Origin of the sequence: Pantoea ananatis PA13, assembly GCF_000233595.1 — a bacterium.
Lineage (GTDB): Bacteria > Pseudomonadota > Gammaproteobacteria > Enterobacterales > Enterobacteriaceae > Pantoea > Pantoea ananatis.
On record NC_017554.1, the window covers coordinates 341,679 to 354,612 of the forward strand.

The following is a 12,934-nucleotide window of genomic DNA, read 5'->3' on the forward strand; positions in this document are numbered from 1 at the left end:
CCCATATCAGGCAAGGGCCTGTTGCGGTTATTTCAGTTTAATGCTCTTCACTACCGTTTCAGCATCGCTTTGCGCCTGCTGCTGGTTCTGGCCCGGCAGCGTGATCTGCATGGTCATCAGCTTACCATCCACCTTTGCCAACACGACGGAAGACCAGGAGGTCTGGTTATTGGCTGAGATCACGGTGTCCAGCTGTTGTGCAGGTTCGCCGCCCAGGGTGACCGCTTTGTTAGAGACAACCTGTAGCTGCGGATCGCGGTTACGCTGCTGTTGTTCCATGCGCTGTGATAAAACATCCAGCCCTTCGTTAGTGGGATCACCTGCAATGACGATAATCGCCCGCGCGCCGCTTTCATCAGCATACACGTGCATATTGGTGCTTTGTGAGCCCAGCTTGCCGCTCTTATCGGACATGCCCGGCGGTAAGGCGAAGCTTAACTTGCCATCCATCAGCGTCACGGTTTGTGCCGACTGACTGGCAGATGCGCCGTTGTCGTTTGCCGCGTCATCTTTCTTTTGGTCACAGGCGGCAAGGCCGAGGACCAGCAAACCAATTCCCGCATATTTCACTAAATTACGCATCAGAATCCCTTTTTAAATTTCCACTCAGGCGTTTATACAACAGGAATCAGGCTGCAAACGCAACCTGAGTATTGTCAGAAGATTTTAGCGGATTGTCAGGAAAGGCTGTATTGCCGGTTAGCCGAAATGTATCTGTGGTTGAGCCTGGCGTTCGGCCAGACGTTTCAACGCCGCATTGAGCAACACACCATAGGCAGGCAGGAAGAACACCATGCAGATCAGCACCTTGAAACTGTAATCGACCAGGGCGATTTCCACCCAGTGCTGCGCCATAAACGCATCGGAGCTTTTATAGAAGGCGATAAAAAAGAACGCCAGCGTGTCGCTGATATTACCTAAAAACATGGCACAGCCGGGCGCTATCCACCACTGCGGCAGGCGACGCAGGCGGTTAAAGACATGCACATCCAGAATCTGGCCCAGCGCGTAAGCCATAAAGCTGGCGCAGGCGATACGGGCGACAAACAGGTTCACCTGCTGCAATGCCTGCCAGCCTTGCCACTCGCCCTGATAAAACAGGCTGGAAATGGTATAGGAGATAAACAACGCCGGCACCATGACCGCCAGAATAATCCGCCGTGCAAGCGGCGCGCCAAAAATGCGGACGGTGAGATCGGTCGCCAGGAAGATAAACGGGAAACTAAAGGCGCCCCAGGTGGTATGGAAACCAAAAAGGGAGACGGGCAACTGCACCAGATAATTACTGGAGGTAATCACCAGCAGGTGAAACAGGGACAGCCAGAAAAGCGCATAAGTGCGCTGACGCGGGGTAAATGCGAGCATAGTTAGCCTTTTTAATCGTGGGGTGAGGGAACCCATTGCAGGGCGCAGAACGGTCCGCGCACTACGGTTTCATGAACAAAAAACGGCCGCATCTTACCCTGGTGTGCTATTAATGCAATGGCTAATTTTAACGCAATCGTTATCGCCTTGCGTCAAAGGGCTGACGCGCTAGAATAAGCGCCCGCCAACCTGAATTGAGATCGTGATGAGTGATGCATTTTCTTCCGCCGACCATCAACTGGATGCGTTAGGCCTTCGCTGTCCCGAACCGGTCATGATGGTTCGCAAAACCGTGCGTGGGATGCAGGACGGTGAAACGCTACTGATCGTGGCTGACGATCCGGCGACCACGCGGGATATTCCCGGTTTTTGCCGCTTTATGGAGCATCGCCTGTTGGTCGCGCAAACCGACACGTTGCCTTATCAGTTTTTGATCAGGAAAGGGATGGGCGAATAACGGCGGCACCTGCCGCCGTCAGGTTGTTAATCCCGCGTGCGCAGCAGCCGCAACGCGTTCGCCGTGACCAGCGCGGTGGCGCCAGAATCAGCCAGCACCGCCAGCCACAATCCGGTCAGTCCGAGAAGCGTGGTAACCAGAAACAGCGCCTTAAGCCCTAACGCAATGCCGATATTCTGACGAATAATTGCCCGGGTGCGACGCGCCAGACCGATCATCGGAGCCAGATGGCTGAGCTGATTGCGCGTCAGGGCCGCATCGGCTGCTTCCAGCGCGACATCGGTGCCGCTGCCCATGGCGATGCCCAGCGTGGCCGCCTTCATGGCTGGCGCATCATTGATGCCGTCGCCCACCATTGCCACAACCTGATGCTGACTGAGCTGGCGAACCCGCTCAACCTTGTCGGCGGGTAATAAGCCTGCGTGCCACGCGATATCCAGTTGTTGCGCCACCACAGCCGCCGCTCGCGGGTTATCCCCTGTGAGCATAATGCTGTTGATGCCGAGCGCCTTTAACGCCTGCAACGCGGCAGGCGTTTCACTGCGCAGCCGATCGCGCAACGCGAGCGCACCCAGCGCATCACCATTACGCAGCACAATCACCAGGGTTTCGCCCTGGGCTTCCTGCTCGCTAATCATGTCCAGTTGCCGGGCGTTGAGCGCGTTGACGTAAGCCGGTGCCAGCAGTTCAATGCGCTGGCCTGCAACCTCGGCCCTGATGCCGCTGCCGGCGATGGCCTGTTGATGCGCGGCTGCCGGAATTGTCAGGGATTTCGCCTGGGCCGCAGCCACAATTGCCGTAGCCAGCGGATGCGTGGAGCCTTGTTCAACGGCGGCGCCCAGCAGCAGAATCTCGTCTTCACTGAGATCGCCGAATGACAAAATGCGGGTTAACTGCGGTTTGCCTTCCGTGAGCGTCCCGGTTTTATCGAACGCAATCGTCTGCACCGTACTCAGGCGTTCCAGGGCTGCACCGCCCTTGATTAAAGCGCCGCGCCGCGCCGCGGTCGCAAGGCCAGACGTAATGGCCGCTGGCGTCGAGATCACCAGTGCACAGGGGCAACCGATGAGAAGTAACGTCAGCCCTTTGTAGATCCACGGTAGCCATGGACCCGCGCCGAGCAGCGGCGGTATGACCATGACCAGCAGCGCCAGCAGCATGATTGCAGGCGTGTAAATGCGGCTGAAATTATCGATAAAGCGTTCCACCGGAGCACGATGGCTTTCGGCTTCCTCAATCAGCTGCAAAATGCGGTCAATCGCGCTCTCGCCGGGTTTTGACACCACGTCCAGCGTCACCAGCCTGTCCACGCTGGTGGCGCCAGCAAGCACCTTATCGCCCCGCATGCGAAGAACCGGCAAAGACTCGCCGGTTAAGGCGCTTTCATCGAAGCTGGCGCTTTCCGCGACCAGGCATCCGTCAACCGGCAGGCGACCACCGGCGGCAACCTCTATACGGTCGCCTGGCTGCAGCGCCGCCAGTGGAACCTCACTGCGAACGCCATTTTGCAGGCGCACGGCCGATTCGGGACGGATCGCCATCAGCTGACTCACGCCACTGCGCGCACGGATTGCCGCATAGGCCTCCAGGCGTTCACCCAGTTGGAACAGCAGCAACACCATGGCTGCTTCCGCATGGGCGCCAATCAACAGCGCGCCCGCCGACGCCAGCGTCATCAGGGTTTCAATCGTAAAAGCGGAGCCGGTTCGTAGACGTTGCCAGGCTTTACGCGCGACCGGTGCCAGACCAACCAGCGTGGTGAGAATAAATAATCGATCGCCCCACACAGCATTGACCTGGCTGAGCGCAACGCTGGCCAGCATTAACCCGGCGAGCAGAAAAAGGGGGATATGTGTTTGCCAGGGGGCGGGTGAAGAAGCGGAAGCAGCGGTGGAGGAGAGTTGAAATCCGGCTTTTCTGACGGCGTCTTCTATCGCGCCTTGAACCGGTGCGCGGGCGTCAACAATCAGCTTCTCACTGGAGAATACGACGCGGGCCTGGGTGACGTCAGGAAGCTGACGAACGGCCGTTTCGATAGCGCGGGCACAGCTGGGGCAGTCCATGCCGCTGACCAGCCAGCTGAACTGAAAAGCATCTGAGGACCGTCGTCGGTCACCTTCGTCATTGGCTTCACTGCTGGATGAACTGCCGCACGCGCAGTCACCACCGCAGCCATTGCCGTCAGAAATTTCAGGCGTTGCCGCAGTAACAGACAGCGTACCGGAACGAACAGGGCGGATTGCACAAAGCGGTTTTGCGGCACGGTGCGTACCGCAGGGCTTACCGCAGCCACAAGCATGATGTTGATGCATATAACCTCCGGAAGACGTGGGCACCATGCCCACGCCTTATCTTACACCCGACGGTTTATTCCATCTTCAGATTTATTGTGACGCTTTCTTAGTAAATCCACAGGGAGCGGACAATCATAAAGTGGCCCGCGAAATAGCAGGCTGCGACGATGGCGCTGTCCGCGCTAAAGCGGCGACGGTAATGGCTGATAAACCACACAATATTGGCCAAAAGAAGCAGGGCCGAACCGACGAGAATCGAAAAGCTGTAATCGCTGGGACGGAAAAAATATTGCTCTGCCGCCATCCAGTTCATCACCAGCGTCATGCCGATAAGCGTACAGACCGGCCAGCGTAGCGTTTCCAGCTTGCTCCACAGAATGCCAATCACGACAACCCCGATGATCAAAAAGGTCAGCGGAATGGGCCAGTAGAAACTCATCGTCATGTTGGCGGCGAAGCACAGCGTATAGAGCAGATGCGACAGGAAAAACGCGCCCAGCGCGTAGAGCGTCTGCTGACGTGGAAGCAGCGTCAGCGTATCGCCGACAAGCGTGGCGGCCAGCCCGGCCACAATCAGATAGTCTGACGTGTTGGGCGTAGGGGCTTGCCAGGCGAGGCCGACTAACAGCAGTAAGGTTACCGGCTTGAATAACCAGCGTTGCCATTGAGGTCCCCGGTAAGAGGCATCCACATACAGCCAGCCGGAGAAAAGTACCGCGAGAAAGGACCAGAGCATTGCTTCTCCCTATTGACCAAAAATGGTGACAGTTCCTGAAATACTCCTGTCAGTCTAGGTTACGCCAGCCTGATGTGACAATCGGTCAACTCTGGTTGTATGCTTTAGCGCGCCATGTACGCCATCTGTAACCTGAGAAACGTTGGGATATTATGAAACCACCGCTACTTTTTATCATTGTGCTGGCTGTTATCGCCGTTTTAGCGACTCGCCAGTTCATCAAACAGCGGCGTGAAGCCGCCGTCAACGATGCCTCGCCGGTTCGCACCCTGACAGTCGAAGTGAAAACCAAACGTGAGTTTTCTGTTTCCAGCCGGCGCTCGCGTGAACGGGAAGTGATCGCCGGTGATGAAATGCGCTATGAGGCCTGGTTTCATCCGCTGAACGGCGAAAGCGATATTAAGATGCGGGTAAGTGAAAGCGACTACCATCTGATGGACAAGGGCACGCAAGGGGAACTGACTCTGCAGGGCTCGCGCTTTATTCAGTTTACGCCCGCCCGGCACTGACGGCGGGCCAGGTGCCCGCCGTGACGACTTACTTACGTGGAAAGTTTTTTTTCTGCCACGCGACCAGTTCGAATACGCCAAACAAAAAGACTTTTATCTGGGTGACACGATCGATCGGCGGCGCATCTTTACCTTGAGTGGTGCGCAGCAGGACCAACTGCAGACCATGCATCAGAATCATAAATATCAGAGCCACATTGATAAACCAGGTCAGTGGCTTAGGATAAGGATGAATCAGGTTAAACAGTAAAAAACCCCATACGCACAGCATCAGCAGGCGTCCTAAATTAAGTAACATCGTGTGTCTCCTGTTGGCGCTGATATAAGCGATAGGCCACCTGGCCGGCAATTTTTTCGCGGTATAGATCCCAGTGTGCTGGAACCGGGGGAGCACCGCGTTCAACTTCACTTTCAACGTAGATGAGTGCGTCAGCAGTCAGCCAGCCGTTATTCTCCAGCAGTTGCAGCGTTTGTTCCAGCAGGCCCTGACGAAACGGCGGGTCGATAAACACGATATTGAACGGCTTACCGCTCTGCGCCAGCCATGTCAGCGTATTGGTCTGCACAACCTGGCCGTTGGCGGCCTGAAGCGTCTGTAAATTTTTGGCCAACTGCTGCGCTACCGGGCGTTCCAGCTCCAGTAACGTTGCCGACGCGGCGAAACGCGACAAGGCTTCCAGCCCCAGCGCACCACTGCCGGCAAAGCAGTCCAGACAGTTGGCCGCCTGAATAGAGGGCGCCAGCCAGTTAAACAGCGTTTCACGCACTCTGTCGGTAGTCGGACGCAGTCCGGCGCTGTCCGGCACCGGCAATTTGCGGCCGCGCCACTGTCCGCCAATAATGCGGATTTGGCCTGCACCACCAGTCTTACGGGGAGGTTTTATCATCTTGCTCACAAATCTTCATAATTTGTTGCGTAGTTTAACGGGCGAAACGATGAGAAGAAACGTTAAAAAAGGGTGCTGTGGTGAGCTGGCTGGAAAGTGTTAGACTACAGCGTTGCTGCTGTTATGCATAATTCTGCGGTTTGACGCTCATCTGGCGTTTATCACCAATACTGTTTTTAACCCTGGGAACATTGTGCTACCGGGATGAAGCCATCGAGGAGTGTGGTTACACAATGGCAAAAGAGAAAAAACGAGGCTTTTTTTCCTGGCTGGGATTTGGCAAAGAAGAAGAGAAACAACCCTCAACGGAAGCGCAGGCATCACAAACTGCACAACCGGAAGTCCAGCAGCCAGAACAGGAAGCCCCGGCAATAAGTCAGGCGGAGATCCACGCGGAAGAGACCGTTGAAACGACTGAAAAAGTCGTTGAACAGCAACACGCAGCGGATCCCGATAGCGAAGTAAAGCTGACAGCAATTACCCCATCGGCTGAAAACGTGCCTGATCCGCATGATGGCGTTATCACGCCCGCAGAACCTGTGGACGATGAGGCACCGCTCAGCGATGACGAACTCGCGGCACTGGCGCTGGCCGATGCGGAGATCGTGGAGGTTACGCCGCACGAGCCTGAAATCCTTCAGTCCGAACCTGTCCCGGTGGCAGACGAAGCACCGCTCAGCGATGACGAACTCGCCGCACTGGCGCTGGCCGATGCGGATATCGTGGAGGTTACGCCGCACGAGCCTGAAATCCTTCAGTCCGAATCTGTCCCGGTGGCTGACGAGGCACCGCTCAGCGATGACGAACTCGCCGCGCTGGCGCTGGCCGATGCGGATATCGTGGAGGTTACGCCTCACGAGCCTGAAATCCTTCAGTCCGAACCTGTCCCGGAGGCAGACGAGGCGCCGCTCAGCGATGACGAACTCGCCGCACTGGCGCTGGCCGACGCGGATGCCGTTCAGGATGTTCCAGAAAACGCCGATCGGGTGGAGCCAACAGATACCGTCAGCGATCTTCCTTTAGCCGCCGCGCCACTGGTGACGCAGGAGCAGGATCGTCCGACAAAAGAGGGCTTCTTTGCCCGCCTGAAACGCAGCCTGGTGAAAACCCGTCAGAACCTGGGATCGGGTTTTATCGGCCTGTTCCGTGGCAAAAAGATTGATGATGAGCTGTTTGAAGAGCTCGAAGAGCAACTGCTGATTGCGGATGTGGGGGTCGAAACGACGCGCCGTATCATCACCAGCCTGACGCAGCATGCCGACCGTAAACAGCTTCGCGATGCAGAGGCGCTTTATGGCCTGCTGAAAACTGAAATGGCCGACATTCTGGCGAAAGTGGAAGAACCGCTTAATGTTGAAGGCAAAACGCCTTTTGTCATTTTGATGGTCGGTGTTAACGGCGTAGGTAAAACGACCACCATCGGCAAGCTGGCTCGTCAGTATCAGGCAGAAGGCAAGTCGGTCATGCTGGCGGCGGGCGACACCTTCCGTGCAGCGGCTGTTGAACAGCTTCAGGTATGGGGCCAGCGTAACAACATTTCTGTGGTGGCGCAGCATACCGGTGCCGATTCCGCTTCGGTGATTTTCGATGCGATTCAGGCCGCGAAATCCCGTGGCGTTGACGTGTTAATCGCCGACACCGCAGGCCGTTTGCAAAACAAATCGCACCTGATGGAAGAACTGAAGAAAATTACGCGCGTCATGAAAAAGCTGGATGAGCAGGCGCCGCATGAAGTCATGCTGACAATTGATGCCAGCACCGGGCAAAATGCCATCAGCCAGGCCAAACTGTTCCATGAAGCGGTCGGTCTGACCGGTATTACCCTGACAAAACTGGATGGCACGGCCAAAGGCGGTGTGATTTTCTCGGTGGCAGATCAGTTTGGCATCCCTATCCGGTATATCGGTGTCGGAGAAGGCATCGAAGATTTACGGCCGTTCAAGGCCGAGGATTTTATTGAGGCATTGTTTGCCCGAGAGGACTAATTAGGATGATTCGCTTTGAAGAGGTCAGTAAGGCATATCTCGGCGGACGTCAGGCGCTGCAGGGCGTAGATTTTCATCTACGTCCCGGTGAAATGGCGTTTCTGACCGGCCATTCTGGCGCAGGGAAAAGTACCTTGCTGAAGCTGATTTGTGGCATTGAGCGTCCCAGCGCCGGACAAATCTGGTTTAGCGGGCATGACATTTCACGCCTGCGTAACAGCGAGGTGCCGTTTCTGCGCCGTCAGATTGGTATGATCTTTCAGGATCACCACCTGCTGATGGATCGTTCTGTCTATGACAACGTGGCCATTCCGCTGATCATCTCCGGTGCCAGCGGGGAAGATATCCGGCGGCGTGTTTCAGCCGCGCTAGATAAAGTGGGCCTGCTCGACAAAGCGAAAAGTTATCCTATTCAACTTTCCGGTGGTGAACAGCAGCGCGTGGGTATTGCACGCGCCGTGGTGAATAAACCGGCGGTGCTGTTGGCTGATGAACCAACCGGTAACCTGGATGAGGCGCTGTCTGAAGACATCCTGCGCCTGTTTGAAGAGTTTAACCGCGTTGGGGTGACGGTCCTGATGGCGACACACGATGTGGGGCTAATCGGTCGCCGAAATTATCGGGTGATGACGCTAAATAAAGGACGCCTGCACGGAGGCCACGATGGTCAATAAACGCAACAAACGCGCGGCCGCGCCGAAGGCGAAGCAACCGTCGAAAAGCAAAGCGTTACGCGGCGGCTGGCAGGAGCAGTGGCGCTATGCGCTGCGCGGTACGTTGTCTGACATGTGGCGTCAGCCGTTAGCGACGTTGCTGACGGTGATGGTTATTGCGATCTCTCTGACGTTGCCCAGCGTGTGTTACATGGTGTGGAAAAACGTTAGCCAGGCCGCCACTCAGTGGTATCCCGCGCCGCAGCTGACGGTCTATCTCTCCAAAACGCTGGATGATGCCGCCGCCGAAAACGTGACGACTCAGCTGAAGCAGGTCGATGGCGTGGACCACGTTAACTACCTGACGCGCGAAGAAGCCCTGAACGAATTCCGTAACTGGTCAGGCTTTGGCGGCGCGATGGATATGCTGGAGCAGAATCCTCTTCCGGCCGTGGTCATCATTACGCCTAAACTGACCTTCCAGAATTCCGACACGCTACAAACGCTGCGCGACAGGGTGGCGAAAGTGCAGGGCGTTGACGAAGTGCGCATGGATGACAGCTGGTTTGCTCGTCTTGCGGCGCTGACCGGGCTGGTGGGGCAGATTGCCTCCATGATCGGTATCTTAATGATCGTGGCGGTGTTCCTGGTGATTGGTAACAGCGTCAGGCTGAGCATTTTTGCCCGGCGCGATACCATCAACGTGCAGAAGTTGATCGGGGCGACCGACGGGTTTATTCTGCGTCCGTTCCTGTATGGCGGTGCGTTGTTAGGTTTCTCTGGTGCCGTGTTATCGCTGCTTCTTTCCGAAGTGCTGGTCCTGCGTTTGCAGTCCGTGGTGGCCCATGTTGCCTCGGTGTTTGGCACGACCTTCTCGCTGGAAGGGTTCTCCTGGGATGAGGCACTGTTGCTGCTGCTGATCGCGGCGATTATTGGATGGGTTGCGGCCTGGCTGGCTACGGTACAACATTTACGCCGATTTACGCCGCAGTAAACCTCTGCAACATTTTTTTGTTATAATCATCCTCTGCTGCCGACAATGGGTGCAGAGGATATTGCCCCGCTGTCATCTGTGTGTAAAATATTCACTGCTAAAATTGAACTTGTGGATAACTTTGTTTTCCAAGTAGCACAGATTGCTTTTGGTTTTCCTGCGACGTTGACATAATGTGACGTGCGCTTAAGGAAAGATGCGGCAATTCCACTGATTTTGTGAGGGTTTGAATGACCAAAGAAATGCAAACTTTAGCTATTGCTCCTCTGGGCAACCTGGAATCTTACGTTCGGGCTGCCAACACCTGGCCGATGCTGTCGGCAGAAGAGGAAAAGGCGTTGGCTGAACGGCTGCATTACCAGGGCGATCTGGATGCGGCTAAGACGCTGATCCTGTCTCACCTACGCTTTGTTGTTCATATCGCTCGTAACTACTCAGGTTACGGCCTGCCTCAGGCTGACCTGATTCAGGAAGGTAACATCGGCTTGATGAAAGCCGTTCGTCGCTTTAATCCTGAAGTTGGCGTCCGTCTGGTATCCTTTGCCGTACACTGGATTAAAGCGGAAATTCACGAATATGTGCTGCGTAACTGGCGTATCGTGAAAGTGGCGACCACGAAAGCACAGCGCAAGCTGTTCTTTAACCTGCGTAAAACCAAGCAGCGCCTGGGCTGGTTTAATCAGGACGAAGTAGAAATGGTCGCGCGCGAGCTGGGCGTGAGCAGCAAAGATGTGCGGGAAATGGAATCGCGCATGGCCGCTCAGGATATGACCTTCGATATGTCCGCTGATGACGAAAGCGGTGAAGGTAAATCCATGGCGCCGGTGCTGTATCTCCAGGATAAAACCTCTGATTTTGCCGACGGTATCGAAGAGGATAACTGGGAGTCACATGCAGCCGACAAGCTGACGTACGCAATGGAAGGCCTGGACGAGCGCAGCCAGCATATCATTCGCGCCCGCTGGCTGGATGAGGACAACAAAACTACCCTGCAGGAACTGGCCGATCGTTATGGCGTTTCCGCAGAGCGAGTCCGACAGCTTGAAAAGAACGCGATGAAGAAACTCCGAATGGCTATCGAAGCCTGACGAGACAGGGCGACTTCAGGTCGCCCTTTTTTATTGTCTGTTTTTTTATTTTACCCAGCCGTCAACCTGGGCGCGAAAACCACAGGCCTGCATAAACGCCGCCCGAATACGTTGATCGTCACTGCCGTCATCGGCAATCCACCAGTCGTTTAACGATGGATTCTGCTTCATCGTCTCTTCCAGCAAATACTGTCCTACGCCACGTCGCCGGGTAACATCTCTTACAGCCAAATGATGCACTTTGCCGTGAATACCTGAAATTTCAAGTTGTAATGCAGCCAGTAGACGATCGTTGAAGCGCGCCGCATAAAGACGATGGCTTTCATTCAACGCTGTCTCCAGCTTTTCTATATCGATCTCAGGCCAGATTTTCCCCAGATCTATCCGGTCCTGTAGCGTCAACGAGGTGAGACGCAAAATGGTGAGCTTCATAATAAACACCTGTGCGTGTAAAAGTCGTTAGTGTAGTCAATTCCCGTTACCGGAACCCTGGCACATTTTAGGCAATAAAACAGGTCAAAACAGCGACAGAGTGCCAGGATAATAGCTATAAACATGATATCCGCTTTTAAAGGCAGCATAACGCGCTGGCCTGGTGAGTAAAAGCCACGCATTGGCTCCAGAGGATTATGCTGCTTTTGGCTGCGAATCATGAATATGTCAGTTGCTTTACAGAATAAACTTCCTGTTTAATAGACTGAAATATAAAGCCTTATTATTAATAAAAGCCAGAAAAGCGTGCTAACTCATTATTGTTAAATCAGTTTTCCACTTTATCTGGCAGAAAATAAAACCACTCACAACAAACACGACACAACTGATGGGGTAGTTCGCATGAAAATGACAGGTCGCGCGTTACTGGCAGGATGCGTTGCATTGGCGATGAGCCATGCGGCAATGGCGAAAGAGATTAAAATAGCTATCGTAGGCGCCGCTACTGGTCCGGTCGCGCAATATGGTGATATGGAATTTACCGGCGCTGCGCAGGCGATTAAAGATATTAATGCCAAAGGCGGCGTGAACGGCGACAAACTGGTCGGTGTGGAATATGACGACGCCTGCGACCCAAAACAAGCGGTTGCGGTGGCGAACAAGGTGATCAACGACGGCATTAAGTATGTTATCGGCCACCTGTGCTCCTCCTCAACTCAGCCCGCTTCAGATATCTACAACGACGAAGGCGTGCTGATGATTACCCCCGCGGCCACGGCACCTGAACTCACGGCACGTGGCTATGCAGATGTGATGCGCACCACCGGTCTGGATTCTGACCAGGGCCCAACGGCGGCGAACTACATTCTGGATGTGATCAAACCTAAACGTATCGCTGTGGTGCATGACAAACAGCAGTACGGCCAGGGCCTCGCGGAATCCGTACAAAAAACCCTGAAGGCCAAAGGCGGCAACGTGGTGATGTTCGAAGGTATCACCGCGGGCGATAAAGATTTCTCTACGCTGGTTGCGCGTCTGAAGAAAGAGAACGTGGATTTCGTGTACTACGGTGGTTACTACCCGGAGCTGGGCCAGATTCTGCGCCAGGCGAAAGCGGCAGGCCTGAAAGCCGGCTTTATGGGACCAGAAGGTGTGGGTAACGCCTCGCTGTCTAACATCGCAGGCGACGCTTCTGAAGGGCTGTATGTAACCTTACCAAAACGTTACGACCAGCTGCCGCAGAACAAGGCGATTGTTGAAGCCATTAAAGCGAATACCGCGTCTAACCGCAAAGATCCAACTGGCCCCTTTGTCTGGACAACCTACGCGGCGATCCAGTCTCTGGTAACTGGTATTGAACGCAGTAAGAGCGATGAGCCAGATGCGATTGCGAAGAACCTGAAAACCGGTGCGCCTGTGCCGACAGTGATGGGTGACCTGAGCTGGGATCAGAAAGGCGATCTGAAAGGCTTCGAGTTTGGTGTCTTCAAATGGCACAAAGACGGTTCATCCACCGCGGTTAAATAAGGTCATG

At 54.9% G+C, this 12,934-nt stretch carries 14 protein-coding genes; 7 read left to right on the forward strand and 7 right to left on the reverse strand.

Features of this window, described 5'->3' with window-relative positions; genetic code table 11:
- Positions 1-27 precede the first annotated feature (27 nt).
- Positions 28-582, reverse strand: a complete 555-nt coding sequence (locus PAGR_RS01560) for a DcrB family lipoprotein (protein WP_013027570.1) — start codon at positions 580-582, stop codon at positions 28-30.
- A 117-nt stretch (positions 583-699) separates the two neighbouring features.
- A complete protein-coding gene (locus PAGR_RS01565; protein ID WP_014604826.1) occupies positions 700-1,365 on the reverse strand; it encodes a 7-cyano-7-deazaguanine/7-aminomethyl-7-deazaguanine transporter in 666 nt (221 codons plus the stop codon).
- Positions 1,366-1,570: 205 nt separating this feature from the next.
- Between PAGR_RS01565 and tusA the strand changes: the two genes are divergently transcribed.
- Positions 1,571-1,822 carry a sulfurtransferase TusA gene (tusA, locus tag PAGR_RS01570; protein ID WP_014604827.1) on the forward strand — a complete coding sequence of 84 codons (252 nt, stop codon included), beginning with the start codon at positions 1,571-1,573 and terminating at the stop codon, positions 1,820-1,822.
- Positions 1,823-1,848: 26 nt separating this feature from the next.
- Here tusA and PAGR_RS01575 read toward each other — a convergent pair whose 3' ends face one another.
- Both PAGR_RS01575 and PAGR_RS01580 read right to left on the reverse strand, forming a co-directional pair.
- Positions 1,849-4,134 (reverse strand): zinc/cadmium/mercury/lead-transporting ATPase, encoded by a 2,286-nt coding sequence (locus PAGR_RS01575; protein ID WP_014604828.1) that lies wholly within the window; start codon positions 4,132-4,134, stop codon positions 1,849-1,851.
- A gap of 88 nt (positions 4,135-4,222) precedes the next feature.
- Complete coding sequence (locus tag PAGR_RS01580) at positions 4,223-4,852, reverse strand: lysoplasmalogenase (protein ID WP_014604829.1); 630 nt, start codon at positions 4,850-4,852, stop codon at positions 4,223-4,225.
- A gap of 152 nt (positions 4,853-5,004) precedes the next feature.
- On the opposite strand from PAGR_RS01580, the gene PAGR_RS01585 reads away from it, so the two are divergent.
- Positions 5,005-5,361: a DUF2500 domain-containing protein gene (locus PAGR_RS01585; protein ID WP_013027565.1), complete on the forward strand. Its 357-nt coding sequence runs from the start codon at positions 5,005-5,007 to the stop codon at positions 5,359-5,361.
- Between the two features lie 28 nt (positions 5,362-5,389).
- On the opposite strand, the gene PAGR_RS01590 is transcribed toward PAGR_RS01585, so the two are convergent.
- A complete protein-coding gene (locus PAGR_RS01590; RefSeq protein WP_013027564.1) occupies positions 5,390-5,659 on the reverse strand; it encodes a DUF1145 family protein in 270 nt (89 codons plus the stop codon).
- Positions 5,649-6,248 carry a 16S rRNA (guanine(966)-N(2))-methyltransferase gene (rsmD, locus tag PAGR_RS01595; protein WP_014594808.1) on the reverse strand — a complete coding sequence of 200 codons (600 nt, stop codon included), beginning with the start codon at positions 6,246-6,248 and terminating at the stop codon, positions 5,649-5,651. Before rsmD ends, PAGR_RS01590 begins: the two co-directional genes overlap by 11 nt.
- A gap of 233 nt (positions 6,249-6,481) precedes the next feature.
- Between rsmD and ftsY the strand changes: the two genes are divergently transcribed.
- From ftsY to rpoH, 4 genes are all read left to right on the forward strand, one after another.
- Complete coding sequence (ftsY, locus tag PAGR_RS01600; RefSeq protein WP_014604830.1) at positions 6,482-8,233, forward strand: signal recognition particle-docking protein FtsY; 1,752 nt, start codon at positions 6,482-6,484, stop codon at positions 8,231-8,233.
- Between the two features lie 5 nt (positions 8,234-8,238).
- Positions 8,239-8,907 carry a cell division ATP-binding protein FtsE gene (gene ftsE, locus PAGR_RS01605; protein WP_013027561.1) on the forward strand — a complete coding sequence of 223 codons (669 nt, stop codon included), beginning with the start codon at positions 8,239-8,241 and terminating at the stop codon, positions 8,905-8,907.
- Entirely contained in the window at positions 8,897-9,880 is a 984-nt protein-coding gene (ftsX, locus tag PAGR_RS01610; RefSeq protein ID WP_014594806.1) for a permease-like cell division protein FtsX, read from the forward strand. Before ftsE ends, ftsX begins: the two co-directional genes overlap by 11 nt.
- A gap of 230 nt (positions 9,881-10,110) precedes the next feature.
- On the forward strand, positions 10,111-10,968 hold the full coding sequence (rpoH, locus tag PAGR_RS01615; protein ID WP_013027559.1) for an RNA polymerase sigma factor RpoH: 858 nt from the start codon (positions 10,111-10,113) through the stop codon (positions 10,966-10,968).
- 45 nt (positions 10,969-11,013) lie between these two features.
- On the opposite strand, the gene panM is transcribed toward rpoH, so the two are convergent.
- On the reverse strand, positions 11,014-11,400 hold the full coding sequence (panM, locus tag PAGR_RS01620) for an aspartate 1-decarboxylase autocleavage activator PanM (protein ID WP_014604831.1): 387 nt from the start codon (positions 11,398-11,400) through the stop codon (positions 11,014-11,016).
- 402 nt (positions 11,401-11,802) lie between these two features.
- On the opposite strand from panM, the gene PAGR_RS01630 reads away from it, so the two are divergent.
- On the forward strand, positions 11,803-12,927 hold the full coding sequence (locus tag PAGR_RS01630) for a branched-chain amino acid ABC transporter substrate-binding protein (protein ID WP_013027557.1): 1,125 nt from the start codon (positions 11,803-11,805) through the stop codon (positions 12,925-12,927).
- Positions 12,928-12,934 lie beyond the last annotated feature (7 nt).